Source organism: Deinococcus carri (genome assembly GCF_039545055.1).
GTDB classification, from domain to species: domain Bacteria; phylum Deinococcota; class Deinococci; order Deinococcales; family Deinococcaceae; genus Deinococcus; species Deinococcus carri.
This window is the reverse complement of sequence record NZ_BAABRP010000004.1, coordinates 41,417-56,955: the sequence shown is the minus strand read 5'-3', so window position 1 is coordinate 56,955 and position 15,539 is coordinate 41,417. Positions and strand designations below refer to the sequence as shown.

12 protein-coding genes are annotated in these 15,539 nt (G+C 69.2%); 5 read left to right on the top strand and 7 right to left on the bottom strand.

All coding sequences use genetic code 11. The features are described from left to right. Nucleotides 1–248 precede the first annotated feature (248 nt). From ABEA67_RS07680 to ABEA67_RS07670, 3 genes are all read right to left on the bottom strand, one after another. Nucleotides 249–1,325 carry a helix-turn-helix transcriptional regulator gene (locus ABEA67_RS07680; protein ID WP_345463332.1) on the bottom strand — a complete coding sequence of 359 codons (1,077 nt, stop codon included), beginning with the start codon at nucleotides 1,323–1,325 and terminating at the stop codon, nucleotides 249–251. Nucleotides 1,326–1,442: 117 nt separating this feature from the next. After that, the gene (locus tag ABEA67_RS07675) at nucleotides 1,443–1,892 is read right to left on the bottom strand and encodes a response regulator (RefSeq protein WP_345463329.1); all 450 of its coding nucleotides are present in this window, start codon (nucleotides 1,890–1,892) and stop codon (nucleotides 1,443–1,445) included. 322 nt (nucleotides 1,893–2,214) lie between these two features. Beyond that, entirely contained in the window at nucleotides 2,215–3,357 is a 1,143-nt protein-coding gene (locus tag ABEA67_RS07670; RefSeq protein WP_345463326.1) for a GGDEF domain-containing protein, read from the bottom strand. 165 nt (nucleotides 3,358–3,522) lie between these two features. Here ABEA67_RS07670 and ABEA67_RS07665 point away from each other — a divergent pair, with 165 nt between their 5' ends. From ABEA67_RS07665 to glf, 3 genes are all read left to right on the top strand, one after another. Beyond that, nucleotides 3,523–4,752 (top strand): beta-glucosidase, encoded by a 1,230-nt coding sequence (locus ABEA67_RS07665; protein WP_345463323.1) that lies wholly within the window; start codon nucleotides 3,523–3,525, stop codon nucleotides 4,750–4,752. A 335-nt stretch (nucleotides 4,753–5,087) separates the two neighbouring features. Continuing rightward, nucleotides 5,088–6,287: a glycosyltransferase family 1 protein gene (locus ABEA67_RS07660; RefSeq protein WP_345463320.1), complete on the top strand. Its 1,200-nt coding sequence runs from the start codon at nucleotides 5,088–5,090 to the stop codon at nucleotides 6,285–6,287. Nucleotides 6,288–6,333: 46 nt separating this feature from the next. Next, nucleotides 6,334–7,470 carry a UDP-galactopyranose mutase gene (glf, locus tag ABEA67_RS07655; protein WP_345463317.1) on the top strand — a complete coding sequence of 379 codons (1,137 nt, stop codon included), beginning with the start codon at nucleotides 6,334–6,336 and terminating at the stop codon, nucleotides 7,468–7,470. An 84-nt stretch (nucleotides 7,471–7,554) separates the two neighbouring features. Here glf and ABEA67_RS07650 read toward each other — a convergent pair whose 3' ends face one another. Then, nucleotides 7,555–8,424, bottom strand: a complete 870-nt coding sequence (locus ABEA67_RS07650; protein WP_345463314.1) for a tryptophan 2,3-dioxygenase — start codon at nucleotides 8,422–8,424, stop codon at nucleotides 7,555–7,557. Between the two features lie 95 nt (nucleotides 8,425–8,519). Here ABEA67_RS07650 and ABEA67_RS07645 point away from each other — a divergent pair, with 95 nt between their 5' ends. Then, nucleotides 8,520–9,374: a VOC family protein gene (locus ABEA67_RS07645; protein ID WP_345463311.1), complete on the top strand. Its 855-nt coding sequence runs from the start codon at nucleotides 8,520–8,522 to the stop codon at nucleotides 9,372–9,374. Nucleotides 9,375–9,412: 38 nt separating this feature from the next. After that, a complete protein-coding gene (locus tag ABEA67_RS07640; protein ID WP_345463309.1) occupies nucleotides 9,413–10,999 on the top strand; it encodes a sensor domain-containing diguanylate cyclase in 1,587 nt (528 codons plus the stop codon). A 201-nt stretch (nucleotides 11,000–11,200) separates the two neighbouring features. Here ABEA67_RS07640 and galK read toward each other — a convergent pair whose 3' ends face one another. The 3 genes from galK to ABEA67_RS07625 form a co-directional block, all read right to left on the bottom strand. Next, nucleotides 11,201–12,259, bottom strand: coding sequence for a galactokinase (gene galK, locus ABEA67_RS07635; RefSeq protein WP_345463306.1), 1,059 nt, complete (start codon nucleotides 12,257–12,259; stop codon nucleotides 11,201–11,203). Nucleotides 12,260–12,501: 242 nt separating this feature from the next. Next, nucleotides 12,502–13,593, bottom strand: coding sequence for a galactose-1-phosphate uridylyltransferase (gene galT, locus ABEA67_RS07630; RefSeq protein WP_345463303.1), 1,092 nt, complete (start codon nucleotides 13,591–13,593; stop codon nucleotides 12,502–12,504). Nucleotides 13,594–13,823: 230 nt separating this feature from the next. Then, nucleotides 13,824–15,380 carry a glycerol-3-phosphate dehydrogenase/oxidase gene (locus tag ABEA67_RS07625; protein WP_345463300.1) on the bottom strand — a complete coding sequence of 519 codons (1,557 nt, stop codon included), beginning with the start codon at nucleotides 15,378–15,380 and terminating at the stop codon, nucleotides 13,824–13,826. Nucleotides 15,381–15,539: the final 159 nt, after the last annotated feature.

Sequence of the window (15,539 nt, the reverse complement as noted above, 5' to 3'; positions counted from 1 at the left end):
TACGGGATTAAGCTGCTTTGTTGACATCAAGATGAATTGCCTACCCCCTCTCCCCTCGTGGGAGAGGGCTGGGGTGAGGGGGTGACGGAGGGGCTTGCCTGTCCCCAAGATGTCAAGGACTCATTTTCATCTCGTAGCCCCAGGCAGGAGCTAGGCTTTCGCCAGAACAGGGCCAGAACAGGGAAGGAGGCGTGCTATGGACGTCCCCTTCCCTGTTCTGCTTGTTCTGCTCGAACGCGAGGCCAGGATCAGGTCGCCTGCCTGAGCGACAGCAACTTCTCCGCGTGGCTGCCCTGCTCGGGCTTGTCTGTTCCGCGCCGCGAGGCCTCGGGGTCGTATCTCAGCACGGCCAGCCGCAGTTCGTTTAGCCAGTGCCGACGCAGCGGTTCCGGTTCCAGCACCTCCACCCGCGCGCCCCACGAGAGCAGCCAGGGGAGCAGTTCGTGGGGCACGCCTCCCGCATCCGCTCCGGCCTGGAGGTCGAGTTCGACGCTGCCGTCGGGATAGATCAGCGGCTCGCTGGCCTGGGGGTAGCCCCCCTCCAGCACGGCGTAGGCCGCGTCGGGGGTAAAGCGCAGGCGGACCGTCACCGGGGGGGTCGCGCCCGCCATTCCCCAGGCGTCGGTGAGGTGTTCGCGTGGGTTGAAGGTCTCGGGGATGTCGTAGCGGTCAGGCAACAGCGCCGCCGACTCCATCCGGTTGAGCCTGAAGGTGCGCAGGGCGTGGTCGTGGCGGCGTTCCAGGCCAGTCACGGAGAGGGCCAGGGTGCTGCGGTGGATGTCCAGCAGGTACACGCACAGCTCGTTGCCCCGCTCCACCTCGCCGCCGGGCTGCCGGTAGTCGAAGCGCAGCACCCGCCGTTCGTTCCAGGCCTGGGCGACGGTTTCCAGTGTCCGGTCGTCACCACGCGGTTCCGGGGCGGCACTCACCGAGGCGTCGAGCAGGTGGCGGTTCGCTTCGGGCAGCTGTCCCGCGAGCTTGTGCAGGATGGCGACCGCGTGCGGATGGTGCGCGGGCGCGAGGTGGTACAGCAGGCGCAGGGCCGCATGGGCCGTCAGCACCTCGACGGCACCCAGGGCCGGACGGGGATCGGGAATGAAAGAGCGGCCCGCGTGTGTCTCCACGCCCCGGCCCAGCTTCCGCAGGGTCTGGAGGTCACGCTGAACGGTGCGCAGCGGCACGCCGTAGAGCGCGGCGAGTTCGCGGCTGGTCTGGGGCCGGACCCGCAGGTCGGCCTCCAGGCGGCGCAGGCGCTCGGCCTGGCGCGGGGAATGCGGTTCGCGCTGCGGGAGCGCTTCGGTCTCGTGCCGTTCGGGGTCGCCCACGGTGGTCCTCCGGCAGGCAGGATGGCGCGGGCGTGTCGCACATCTGTCGCAGCCTCGGGGCAGACCAGCCAGTCAGCAGAAACCTTGCGCCGAAGGGACGCAGGTTGTCCCTGTGCCTCAGGGTCGCTGTTTGGGCGAGAGGGCTACGATGGAGAACCAGAAGTTCTCGAAGGATTTGATGACGTCTACAAATTCCGCGATCGTCACGGGTTTGGGGATGTAGGCGTTGGCGTGCAGGTTGTAGCTGCGCCAGATGTCGCTCTCGGCGCGCGAGGTGGTCAGCACGACAACCGGGATGTTGCGCAGGGCGTCGTCGGCCTTGAGCACGTCCAGCAGTTCCAGGCCACTCATGCGCGGCATGTTGAGGTCCAGCAGGATCACGTCGGGGACAGGCGACCCCGCGTACTGGCCCTCGCGGCGCAGGAACCCCAGGGCCTCGACCCCGTCCTTGGCAAAGTGCAGGTGGTGGGGAAAATGCGCCTCGCTGAAGGCTTCCTCGGTGAGCAGGATGTCGGCGGGGTTGTCCTCGACGAGCAGAATCTGGATGGCCTTGGTGTCGGTGGTCATGAATGGAAAGTCTCCTGAAGATCGGGGAGGGCGACGGCGGTGCCGCTGCCGGTGAACTGGTCTCTATCCGGCTGCATTCTAGGGCGGCGCAGGTCCGGGGCGGCACCTCCACGGCGCGCCGCCCTCATCACGGTTTCTCTCTCGTTTCGGCTCGGAAAGGTTCGGCAACCGGTCACGGCACTGCCCCAGGGGCTGTCCCGCCGCCGCGTCCACCTCGCTTGAGGGGGGTCGCGGACGCTGAAAGAAGAAACGGCCGGCTGGGGGCGCTGGAAGAACACATGATGGTCTCTCCGGAACTTCTGGAAGCCGATCAAAGCCCGTATCAACTCTCCTGCACCGGGTTCTCTTGCATCAGGTTCGCCTCCCGCAGGGCCACCTGGTTGCGTCCGGCGGCTTTCGCGGCGTAGAGGGCCAGGTCGGCCCGCGCCATGCTGCTGCCCAGGTCGTCGTGCGGCGTGCAGGGGGTGACGCCGAAGCTGGCCGTCACCTGGCCCACGCCGGGAAAGACGTGGGCGGCCAGCCGGTCCCGCAGCCGCCCCGCGATCTGCCGGCCCTGCTCGGGCGTGACTCCAGGCAGGGCAATCAGATACTCCTCGCCGCCCCAGCGTCCCAGGTCGTCACTGTCCCGCAGGGCCGAGCGCAGCAGCCGGGCGCTTTCCAGCAGCACGCCGTCGCCCGCGTTGTGCCCGAAGGTGTCGTTGATGCGCTTGAAGTGATCCAGATCGAGCAGGATCAGGCAGCCGGGCGTGCCCTGGCGCACCTCCTCCAGCAGCCGCTCGATGGCGGCGTACAGGGCGCGGCGGTTGGGCAGGTGGGTGAGGGGGTCGGTGTTGACGAGCTGCTCCAGCGTCAGGCGGTGGCCGCGTTCCAGCAGGAAGCGTTCGCGGTACCACGCCAGGCTGTACAGCAGCACCAGGATCGCGCCGCAGGAGAGCTGCACCCGCAGCAGGTCCGCCGCCCCCGGCAGCGGCTGGCCGCGCAGGCCCAGGGCGACCCAGGGCAGCACGACCCCCAGCGTATAGAAACCCGCCGAGAGCCATACCCCCTGCCGGGCGCTGAACATCAGGTAGCTGAGAATCGAGACGGCGACCAGCAGCCAGTAGGCGTTCCCGGACAGCGTCAGCGCCTGTCCATCCCCGGTCAGCACCGCCAGGAAAAGCTGGGCCAGTACCGCCAGTGCATTGAGCAGGAACGTCGCCCGCTCGGCCACCAGCAGGGACCGGTGCCCCAGCAGCCAGAAGAGGCCCCAGAGGCATTCCAGCAGCAGCACCGGATAGCCGTACAGCGCAAAGAGGTCCGGGGCCGGGCGGCGAAGCTGCAAGACCCACAGCAGCAGCAGGATAAGGCCGCCCAGCCCCGTCGCCCACAGATACACGCGCCGCCGCAGCGCCTCGCCACCTGCCGGAACTTCAGTCAGGGGTGCGGGACGCCGGAGTGAAGACTGGCGGCGCTCGGGGGTGGGCATGGAACCGTTTCAACCTAGCAGAAGGCCGGAATGGGGGGCACGCCCCTAGGCGAAAAGGACACGTCTGTGTAAAGAAACTCTCAGGGCATCGTCTAGGAGACGCATCTGGGCCTGTCACCGGGTAGCTATGGTTCGGGGATGACGGAAGCACAGGGGAGGGGAAACGTGCCGACATGGCCCGGAACGGTGCCGGGCGGGCCGCCGCTGGGGGCAGAGAAGGCGCTGGGGAAGGAAGCGCCTTCGCCCTTCCGGTCCTTCTTTCTGGGGGGGTTCGAGTGTTCCTCGCACCGCCGTCCCTCGGGCCGCCGGGTGGACGTGATCGATGCGACCGGCCATGACCGCTTTGCCGCACAGGACTACGCCCGCCTGGCCGCCGAGGGCCTGCTGGCGGCGCGCGACGGTCTGCGCTGGCACCGCATCGAGGAACAGCCCGGTGTGTACGACTTCGGCTCGGTGGGGTCGCAGGTGCGGGCCGCGCGCGCGGCGGGCGTGCAGGTGGTGTGGGACCTGCTGCACTACGGCACGCCCGACCACGTGGACCTGTTTGCCCCCGACTTCCCCGAGGTCTTCGCCCGCTTTGCCCGCGCGGCGGCGCTGGCCCTCGCCCCGGAGACGGACGGGCCGCTGTGGCTGTGCCCCGTGAACGAGATCTCCTTCCTGGCCTGGGGCGGGGGAGAGGTGGCTTATCTCAATCCCTTCGAACGGGGTCGGGGCATGGTCCTCAAGCGGCAACTGGTCCGCGCCGCGATCTGCGCGGTGGACGCCGTGCGCGAGGTCTGTCCGGACGCCCGTTTCCTGCACGCCGAGCCGCTGCTGCACGTGACGGCCCATCCCGAGCGGCCCTGGGAGGCGGCCGCCGCCCGCCAGGAAAACGAGGCGCAGTTCGAGGCGCTGGACATGCTGGCGGGCCGCCTGCACCCCGAGCTGGGAGGGGCCGCGCGCTATCTGGACGTGATTGGCCTGAACTTCTATCCCTACAACCAGTGGCGTCACCACCCGCAGCGCGAAGGCCGCGAGCGCGTGCCCTACGACCACCCCGCCTACCGGCCGCTGCGGCAGCTGCTGGCCGAGGTGGCCGCCCGCTACCACCGTCCCCTCCTGATCGCCGAAACCGGCACCGAGGACGAGGAGCGCCCGGCCTGGTTCCGGATGGTGTCCCGTGAGGCGCTGGCGGCACGGGCGGCGGGCATCCCTCTCCACGGCGTCTGCCTCTATCCGGTGGTCAACCACCCCGGCTGGGACGACGACCGGCACTGTCACAACGGCCTGTGGGATTATCCCGACCGCCAGGGCCACCGGGAGGCCGACCCCGCCCTGCTGTCCGAACTGCGCGCGGCGCAGCACCAGCTCGCGCGGCTTGACGTGGACCCGTCTGTCCCCGAACTGGTGCCCTGAGCAGGCAGTCCGGTACTGTATGGCTTGGAAAGAGAGACTTCCCTTTCTTCACAAATTGACTGTCGGGTCAGCCTGACCCAATGGTGAGAGAAGTTAGACGAGTATATGAAGTTTTATCTTGGGATAGCTTCAGGATTGTTCAGGAGCAGCGCCAGAGGCTGACGCTAGACTACGGGCGTTCCCAGGAGCGTCCTGACCTGCTGCTCGACTGGGGTACAACCCGCTGACCTCCCAGGCCTCGCCGCCTGGCTCAATCAGAGAACCACTTTTCGTTTCAGTGTCGGGGGGAATGGCCGACACTCTCGTTATTTGAACCCTGGGGGAGGGAACAGACCTTGAAACGTATCGATTTTGCTTGGAAGCCGGTGGGCGAAGCGGCCACACCGGCCCTGCTGGTGCTGTCGCATCTACGCTGGGATTTCGTGTTTCAGCGCCCGCAGCATCTGATGACCCGCGCGGCCCGGACCCGGCCCGTGTACTACATTGAGGAACCCCAGTTCGTGCCGTCTGCCGAGCACCTGGGCGACCATCTGGAGGTCCGGCGGGACGACAGCGGCGTGATGGTGGTCACGCCCCACATCGAGGAGGGCCGCACCCCCGAACAGTCCCAGGCCAGCACCGCGCGCCTGCTGGCCGGGCTGGTGCAGTCCGAAGGGCTGGTCGAGTACGACCTGTGGGTTTATACCCCGATGGAACTGCCCGTGACGGCGGGCCTGCATCCGCGCGTCACTGTCTACGACTGCATGGATGAACTCGCCAACTTCAAGGGTGCGCCGCCCCAGCTCCGCGAACGGGAAGAGCAGCTGTTCGGGCAGGCCGATCTGGTCTTTACCGGCGGCCACCGGCTCTACGAGGCCAAGCGCGAGCGGCACGCGGGGGCCTATCCCTTCCCGTCGAGCGTGGACACCGCGCACTTCGCGCAGGCCCGCGCGGGTCTGGCCGACCCGGTGGATCAGGCCGAATTGCCCCGCCCGCGCCTGGGTTTTTATGGCGTGATTGACGAGCGCTTCGATATCGAGCTTATCGGGGAACTGGCCCGCCGCCGTCCGGAGTGGCAGTTCGTGCTGCTCGGCCCGGTGGTCAAGATCGACCCGGCCGACCTGCCGCGCGGCGAGAACCTGCACTACCTGGGCATGAAGAGCTACCGCGACCTGCCCGCCTACCTGGCCCACTGGGACGTGGCGCTGCTGCCCTTCGCGCTGAACGAGGCGACCGAGTTCATCAGCCCCACCAAGACGCCCGAGTACCTGGCGGCGGGGGTACCGGTGGTTTCGACCGGTATCCGCGACGTGATTCGCCCCTACGGCGAGCGCGATCTGGTCCGGATTGCCGATGGCGCAGACGCCTTCGAGGCGGCCTGCGCGGCGGCCCTGGCCGAGCGGCACACCCCGGCGGGAGAAGACCGCCGCGAGCGGGCCGACGCCCACCTCTCCACCCTCTCCTGGGACCGGACCTGGGCCGACATGAGCGCCCTGATCGAGCGGGCTGCCACCGAACGCAGCGCGCTGCCGCTGGCCGGGGTGGCCGATGACTGAACCCCTCCAGTCCGGCCCTCGGGACACCGGCTCTATGCTGGAACCGATGACCGATTCCTCTTCCGGCTTCGACTACCTGATTGTGGGCGCGGGCTTTGCGGGCAGCGTACTGGCGGAGCGCCTCGCCAGTGACGGCAAGCGTGTCCTGATCGTGGACCGCCGCCCCCATATCGCCGGCAACGCCTACGACCGCTACGACGACGCGGGCATCCTGATTCACCCCTACGGCCCGCATATCTTCCACACCAACTCCAGGGAAGTGTTCGACTACCTCTCGCGCTTCACCGAGTGGCGGCCCTACGAGCACCGCGTGCTGGCAAGTGTGGACGGCCAGCTGCTGCCCATCCCGATCAACCTCGACACCGTCAACCGGCTGTACGGCCTGAACCTCACCTCCTTCCAGGTCGAGGACTTCTTCGCCTCGGTCGCGGAAAAGGTGGATCAGGTTCGCACGTCGGAAGACGTGGTGGTGAGCAAGGTGGGGCGCGACCTCTACAACAAGTTCTTCCGGGGCTACACCCGCAAGCAGTGGGGCCTGGACCCCAGCGAACTCGACGCCAGTGTGACGGCGCGCGTGCCCACCCGCACCAACCGCGACGACCGCTACTTTGCCGACACCTACCAGGCGATGCCGCTGCACGGCTACACCCGGATGTTCGAGAACATGCTTGCGCACCCGAACATCAAGGTGATGCTGAACACCGACTACCGCGAGATCGCGGACTTCATCCCCTACCGCCACATGATCTACACCGGGCCGGTGGATGCCTTTTTCGACTACTGCTACGGCAAGCTGCCCTACCGCAGCCTGGAGTTCGTCCACGAGACGCACGCCCGCGAGCAGTTCCAGCCGACCGGCACGGTGAACTACCCTAACGACTACGGCTACACCCGCATCAGCGAGTTCAAGTACATCACCGGGCAGCAGCACCCGCAGACCTCCGTGGTGTACGAGTACCCCCGCGCCGAGGGCGACCCCTACTACCCGGTGCCCCGCCCCGAAAACCAGGAACTGTACAAGAAGTACGCCGTCCTGGCCGACGCCCGCCCCGACGTGACCTTCGTGGGCCGCCTCGCCACCTACCGCTACTACAACATGGATCAGGTGGTCGCGCAGGCCCTGACGACCTACCGCAAACTCACGGGCGCGGCAACCCAGCCCGAGGCGACGCCCGCCGGCTGAGCCGCCCCACACCCCCTCTCCCTCTGCCCCGGCCACAGCGCCGGGGCTTTTTGCTGGCCGCTGGCCGCTGGAAGCTGATCGCTCCTACAACGCCGTCCGCACCTGCCACAGCTCCGGAAACAGCACGATCCCCAGCGCCCGCCGCAGGTAACCCGCCCCGCTGGTGCCGCCGCTGCCGGTCTTGAAGCCGATGGTGCGCTCCACCGTGGTGAGGTGGTTGAAGCGCCAGGCGCGGAAGTTGTCCTCCACGTCCAGCAGCTTCTCGGCCAGTTCGTACAGGTCCCAGTACCGGTCGGGGTCGCGGTAGACGGTCAGCCAGGCGTCCAGCACCGCCGCGTTCTCCTGGGGCGGCTGGGTGAAGTCCCGTTCCAGCACCTCGGGCGGGATGGGCAGGCCACGCGCGGCGAGCAGGCGCAGCGTCAGGTCGTACACGCTGGGCGCGTGCAGCGCCGCCAGCAGGGGGCCGTGCAGGTCCGGGCGGTGTTCATGGGGCCGCAGCAGCGTGGGATTGCGGTTGCCCAGCAGCACCTCGACCATGCGGTACTGCGCCGACTGGAAGCCCGACGCCTCGCCGAATGCGCCCCGGAACGCCAGGTAGTCGGCGGGCGTCATGGTCTTGAGCACCTCCCAGGCCGCCGTGAGCTGCTGCTGCGCCCGCACCACCCGCGAGAGCATCTTCAGCGGCGTGTCGGTCACGCCCTGCGAGAGCAGCGCCATCGCGGCCCCCAGCTCGCGGATGATCAGCCCCAGCCACAGCTCGGAGACGTGATGCACCGTGATGAAGAGGTGTTCGTCGTGCGCCCCGGTGATGGGCCGGTGGGCACTCAGCAGCACGTCCGTTTGCAGGTAGTCGCCGTAGCTGAGGCGCTGCCGGAAGTCCAGTTGCGCCTGCTCGGGGGAATGGACCTGCTCGTCGGGGCGCTCCTGCGCTGCCATGTCTGGGCCTTCTGCCATGTCTAGAAGAGTAGCGGAAGCGGGCGGCCCAACGCTTCACTCGCCTTCATCTGTGCCGGGCGCGGCGGCCGGGGCTGGCCCCTTAGCCTGGGCACATGCCCTCGCCCATTCTCGATCTCGCCGGGATCACGCTGGAAGTCAACCACCTGCCGCGCGGTGTCCGTTTTTACGAGCAGGTGCTGGGCCTGGACCTGCTGGCCCACGACGAGGAACGGGGCGTGGCCCACTTCCGGGTCAACGATGCCCAGACCCTGACGCTCTGGAAGCCACTCACGCGGCAGGCGAACGACCCCCGCCTCGCGCCGCTGCGGGCGCGCGGGGCCTCGCACCTGCACTACGCCTGGCAGATTCAGCCCGGCGACCTGGAACGCAGCAAGGCGCTGCTGGACGAACAGGGCCTGCCCTGGACCGAGATCGACCTGGGCACGCCCGAGCGGCCCGACCCCACCGTGTACTTCTTCGACCCCTTCGGGCACGGGCTGGAGCTGCGCGGCGTGGACCTGCTCGACGAGCGCCAGCCGACCTACCCGCCCACCCCCGCGTCCCGCCCCGCTCACGCCCTCCCCGTGATGGGGCTGCGCGAGGTGGCCCTGGCCTTCGGGGACTACGCGGCGATGAAGGAGCGCCTGCCCCGTGCCTACGGCTTTGCCTACGCCAAGGAGCAGGAGGACCGCGACTTCGCGCAGTTCACCCTCGGCCCCGGCCCCGAGCCGGACGGCAATGGCACCCCCCGGCGCTGGCTGTACGCCTGGGACCCCCAGGTGGGGCTGGCTGACATGTTCGGCGGCGACCACGCGCTGGTGCAGTTCTACGCGGACATGGAGGCGGTGCTGGAACGGGTGCGGAAAGAGGGGCTGCCGCATGTGCTGGAGGAAGGCCGGCTGGCCGTGCGCGACCCGGAAGGGCACGTCTTCGAGTTCCTGCCGCCGCGCCGGGGCGGAGCGCTGTAAGAATCCGGAGGGGCCGTCCCGGCTAACGTGGAGGCAGCATGACGGTGCTGCCCGCCCCCACCGAACTGGCCCGCCTGGAGGCGCTGGCCCGCTACGCCATCGTCGAGGGCGTGCCGGAAGCGTCGTTTCGCCGGGTGGCGGAACTGGCCGCGCAGATCTTTCGCGCCCCGGTCGCGCTGCTGAATTTCGTGACAAGTGACAGCACCTGGAGCAAGGCCTGCGTGGGTGTGGACCTGACCCGCGTGGACCGTCAGCTCTCGTTCTGCGCGCGCACCATCGAGCAGGACAGTGTGCTGGTCGCCCCCGACCTGACACGCGACAGCCGCTTTCTGAGTAACCCGCTGGTGCGCGCGCCGGGCGGCTACCGCTTCTACGCGGGCGCGCCCCTGCGGACGCCCGAGGGATTCAACATCGGGACGCTGTGCGTGCTGGACTACGCCCCCCGCGCCGAAGTCAGCGCCGTGGAGCGGGAGGCGCTGGTGAACCTGGCGGCCCTGGCGGTCGAGGGCCTGGAACTGCGCCGGGCCAGACTGGAAGCCGAACGCGAGGCGCGGGCACGGCAACAACTGGTCGAGGAGCTGCGCCGCACCACTGCCTACGCCGAGACGCTGGCGGCCATCTCCGCCCTCATCGACCTTAACCTGGACCCCCCCGAGCTGGTGGGAACAGCGGTGCAGCTTGTCGCGCAGGTCAGCCAGCTCGACTGGGCCGGGGTGGGGGTGCTGCGGGAGGGCAGGCTCCAGGTGCAGACGGCCTGGCGCGGCCCGGAGGTGCCGCCGGACCTGCTGGCCCACCTGCTGCGTCCGGCCGCAGATGGGGAGGGCCTGATCTGGCAGGTGCGGGACCGCGAGGTGCCCTGGTTCGTGGAGGACTATCCGGCGCAGCCCGGCGCGCGTCCCGAGCTGGCCCGGGCCGGGCTGCGGGGAGCCGTGCTGGCCTCGCTGGGCACCTTCGAGGACACGCAATACCTGCTGGCCGCCGTGCGCCGCACCGCGAAATCCTGGAGCCGCGCCGACCACGACCTGTACCAGGTGGCGACCCGTACGGTGGCCGGGGCGCTGCTGCGCCAAGAGCGTGAGCAGCGGCTGGCCCACGAGGCCACCCGTGACCCCCTGACCGGCCTGGGCAATCGCCGCGCCCTGGAAGCGGCCCTGCTGACCGCCCCTGCGGGCGGGGGCCTGGCGGTGCTCGACCTCGACGGGTTCAAGCAGGTCAACGACCGGGAAGGCCACCTGCGCGGCGACGTGCTGCTGCGCCTGTTCGCGGGTGCCCTGGCGGCGGAACTTCCCGCAGAGGCCACCCTGTACCGACTGGGGGGCGACGAGTTCGTCGCGCTGTACCCGGAAGCGTCCCAGCCGCCCCCGCTGCACGACGAGGTCTTGCAGGCGCTCGACGTGGCGGTCAGTGCCGCCCGCAGCGCCGGTTTTCAGGAGGTGGGGGCCTCCTTCGGCATCGCCCTGTGGCCCGCGGAGGTCACGGACGCCCAGGCCGCCGTCGCCCTGGCCGACGAGCGCATGTACGCCGACAAACGCAGGCGCGCGGCCTTCCGCCAGCGCCGGGCGGGTGGGGTGGGTGAGGGCGGTGCCCAGAAAGGTTCGGCAACCTTTCTGGGCCGAACGAAGTGAGAAACCGTGATAAGGGCGGCGTGAAGTGGAGTTGCTGCCCAGAGCATTTGTCGTAAAGATGGCTGCTTTTTTTGACCCTCTCCCCTCGCGGGACTCGTAGAGCTGCGGAGCAGAGAGGGCCTTGCGAAGCAAGGGGAGAGGGGTTCTTTTTACGTCAAATGCCCTGGGAGGCCGGAAGCGGTCGTCTCCAGCCCCAGCCCTTCAGGGCTGCGGCACCACCTGCTTTCCATCCGGGCCGTACTGCGCCAGCACGTCCCGCGCCACCCGCTGGGCCGTATCCGTCCGCGCCAGGGCCACCACCGCCCCGCCGAAGCCCGCGCCGGTCATTCGGGCACCGTACACGTCGGGGTGGGCCTGGAGCAGCGCCACCAGTTCGTCCACGCGCGGCACCGTCACCTCGTAGTCGCTTTGCAGGCTGGCGTGCGAGGCGTTCATCAGCTCCCCGAAGAGGGGCGCGGGGGCGTCCAGCGCGCGCAGCACGCGGGCATTCTCGCTCACCACGTGGCGGGCGCGGCGCAGGAGCAGTTCCGGCAGGTCCGCCAGTGCCTCCACGTCGGCCACGTCCCGCAGCTCGGGCACGCCCAGCAGCCGGGCGGCCTCCTCCACCTCGGCGCGGCGGGTGTTGTAGCCGCTCTCCGCGAGGCGGCGGGGCACCCCGCTGTCCAGCACCAGCACCTCGCCGCCCGCCGGGAGGGGCAGCTTGCGCCGCTCCAGCGTGCGCGTGTCCAGAAACAGCATGTGCCGCGTGTCGGCCAGGCTGCTCGCCATCTGGTCCATGATGCCGCTCTTGACCCCCACGAACTCGTGTTCGACCCGCTGCCCCAGCAGGGCCAGATCCACGTCGCTCAGCGGCAGGGCGTACAGCTCCCGCAGCGCGCGCAGGGTGGCAATTTCGAGCGCTGCGCTGCTGCTGAGGCCGCCGGAGGGCACATCCGAGCTGATCCACACGTCCAGCACGTCGGGCACGCCCGTCAGCGCCAGGCAGCCGGTCACGTAGGGCGCGAACTCTGTGCCCGTCTCGCCTGGCGTCACCTCCAGCATCTGCCCGTAGTTGACCGAATAGAGGCGGTGCCGCTCGCCGCCGCTGCGTCCCAGGGCCACCACGGTGTGCTGCGGAATCGCGCTCGGCAGCACGAAGCCGCCCTGGTAGTCGGTGTGTTCGCCCAGCAGGTTGACCCGGCCGGGGGCCTGCGCCGTGACCTCGGGGGAGCGGCCGAACAGGTCCGCGAAGGTGGTGCTGCCCGCCTCACTGCCCGTCATACGGTCTCCGTCCAATTCCTGACCATCCGGGAAAGCGCCGGATGTTCATCCATTTCCCGGAGTCAGTCTTCTTTCCTGCTCCCGCTGGTCGGATTTCAAGGTGTCGGCGACACCTTTTAGAACATTTGTCAAAAAGAGACCTTCTTTTTGACCGAGCGGAGCGAGCGAAATAAGGAGAGCGTTTGGGAGAATGGAGCCGTTGGAGGCACTTTTCCTCCAAGGGCGTAATTCGGACAAATGCTCTAATCGGAATGGGTTTCATACTTCACCTCCCGCAGTTCGGCGGCCTTCTGCTCGGGCAGGGCGTCGTTCACGAACTCGCCCGCGCCCTGCTCGGTTCCGGCCAGGTACTTCATGCGGCCCGGCGCGCGCAGGTAGGGCGAGAGTTCGATGCGCAGCGGCCACTCGGGGTAGGCCTGGCCGTCCACCGGGGCCTGCTGCACGGTCAGCAGGTAGGGCATCCGCACCCCGAAAAGGGCGTCCAGCCGCAGCAGCGCGTCCTTAAGGGCCGCCGCCAGCGCGTCCCGCTCGCCGCCTTCCAGCTCGGACAGCAGCGAGACGGCGCGGGTGGGCAGCACCCACGTCTCGTAGGTGAAGCGCGCGAAGGGCGGGACCACGCTCAGCGCCTCTCCTCCGTCGCGCACCAGCCGCAGCCCCGCTTCCCGTTCCTGGCGCACGAAGTCTTCCAGCCAGGGCCGCCCATGTTGCTCGTGATACGCCCGCATCTGCGCGAGCGCCCGCTCCTGCACGGGGGGGAGGTGGTCGTAGGCGTAAATCTGCCCGTGCGGGTGTTGCAGGGTGACGCCCACCTCCACGCCGCGGTTCTCGAAGGGCAGCACGTACTTCAGCCGCGGGTCGCGCCCCAGTTCGGTGGTCCGGTCGGCCCACACGTCCAGCAGCAGCCGCACCTGTTCGGCGGGCAGCCCGCCCAGCGTGCCGGTCGGGTTCTGGCTGAAGACCACGACCTCGCACTTGCCGATACCCGCCCGCACATCGGTGCCGGGCACCGGGTCCGGCGTGGGCGCGTCCAGCGTCAGACTGGGAAAGCGGTTGTCGAACACGGCGATGTCGTAGTCGCCCTGCGGCAGTTCGGTGGGATGTTCGGGGTCGTGGGTGGGGGCCAGCGGGTTGTACTCGGGCGGCGGCAGGAAGGTGCGGTTCAGGCGGTGTGCCGCGTACATCACCCACTCGCCGCGCAGCGGATGCCAGCGCATCTGCGGGCGGGCCTCCACCGCGTCACCGGGGCTGGGAATGGGACCGCTGACCGTGACGGGCGCGGTGCCGTAGAGGGTGAGGGCGCGGCCATCCGGTTTCAGAAACTCTGCCTTGTACATGCTTCACCTGTCCTGCCTGGGGTCGGTAACAGATTGCGGGAAGTCGCCGGAATCATCCGGGCGAGGCGAGAAGCAAAGCATACGGGGTCGTGGCGAGCGAGAGGCGGCGACACACTCTCCGGTCGGGCGGCCGGCCATTCAGAAAGACCGCTCCCGGCAGCAAAAAGCCCCTCTCCTGGTGGGGGAGAGGGGTAGAGGTGGGGGAGCAGGCCCTCCCCCCGGACACGCGCTCAGAGCAGATAGCCCTGCGCCAGGTCCCGGTACGCCTGCACCTGCGCCCGCGCCCAGGCCTCGTCCTTCCCCAGTTCCTCGGCCAGGATGGCGGCGGCGCGGGGAGCGGCCTCGATGCTGGCGCGGGCGTTGAGCAGCAGGGCGCGGGTGCGGCGGGCCAGCAGGTCCTCGACGGTGCGGGCCTCCTCGTGGCGCACGCCCCAGCGCAGTTCGGCCTCGGTGTAGGGCAGCTCGGGGTGCAGCCGGATATCGGCACCGGAGAGGGCCTGAATCCGCTCGGCGTCGGTCCCGTAGACCTTCCAGTGGTCCTCGCGGGGTTCTTCCGACCAGCCGTGCAGGTGCAGCCCCGGCGTGATGGTCAGGCGCTCGGGCAGGCCCGCCAGATGCTCGGCGCGGTTCACGGTGTCCTCGCCCATGCGGCGGTAGGTGGTCCACTTGCCGCCCGTCAGGGTGATCAGGCCGCCCGGCGAGATGCGGATGACGTGGTCGCGCGAGAGCGACGCCGTCGAACCCACGCCGTCCGTCTTCTCGTTGCTGACCAGGGGCCGCAGCCCGGCATAGGCACTCAGCACGTCCGCCCGCGTCGGGGCCGGATTCATGTACCGCCCGGCGGTCCCCAGGATGAACTCGATTTCCTCCTCCAGTGGGCGCGGCTCGAAGCTGGTGCCGGGCACGGCGGTATCGGTGGTGCCGATCACCACGTGGTCGTGCCAGGGGACCGCGAACAGCACGCGCCCGTCGTCGGTGCGCGGGATCATGATGGCGCTGTCACCGGGTAGGAAACGCCGGTCCACCACCACGTGCGCCCCCTGGCTGGGCGAGAGCATCGGTTTGGCCGCCGGGTCCTCCATGCGGCGGATGTCGTCCACCCAGACCCCGGTCGCGTTCACCACGGCGCGGGCACGGACCTCGTGTTCCTGGCCGGTTTCCAGGTCGCGGAAACGGGCACCCACGACCCGCCCGTCCTCCTTGAGCAGGCCCACGACCGGCGCGTAGTTCAGCGCCACGCCGCCGTGATCCTCCAGCGTCCGCAGCAGCGTGATGGCGAGGCGGGCGTCGTCGAACTGGCCGTCGAAGTACAGGATGCCGCCCATCAACCCTTCCGGCTGGAGGGTGGGGGTGCGCTCCAGCGCCGCCTCCCGGCTGAGGTACTTGCTGCTGCCCAGGTTCAGTTTGCCGGCCAGGATGTCGTACAGCTTCAGGCCGATGCCGTAGAACGGCCCCGCCCACCACTCGTAGGCGGGCACCACGAAGCCCAGGTCGCGGACGAGGTGCGGGGCATTCTTGCGCAGCAGCCCGCGCTCGTGCAGCGCCTCGCGCACCAGCGACACGTTGCCCTGGGCCAGATACCGCACGCCGCCGTGCACGAGCTTGGTGCTGCGGCTGCTGGTGCCCTTGGCGTAGTCGTGGCCTTCCAGCAGCAGGGTGCGGTGGCCGCGCGTGGCCGCCTCCACGGCGGTCCCCAGCCCCGACGCACCCCCCCCGATCACGAGAACGTCCCAGGGTTCGGGCGAGGTGGCGGCGGCCAGACGGGAGGAGCGGGGGTCTTGAGGCATGGGTGATCCTTTCGGGAAAGAGGGGAGGGGAGAAGACAGCGCTCTGAACAGATGTTCGCACATCCTGAACGAATGTTCAGCAGTGGGGCACACGGTTGGCTCGGGCCTTGCCCCTGGGAGGCAGAGCAGACGCGCCCGGAAGCAGGGGTCTCCGGGCGC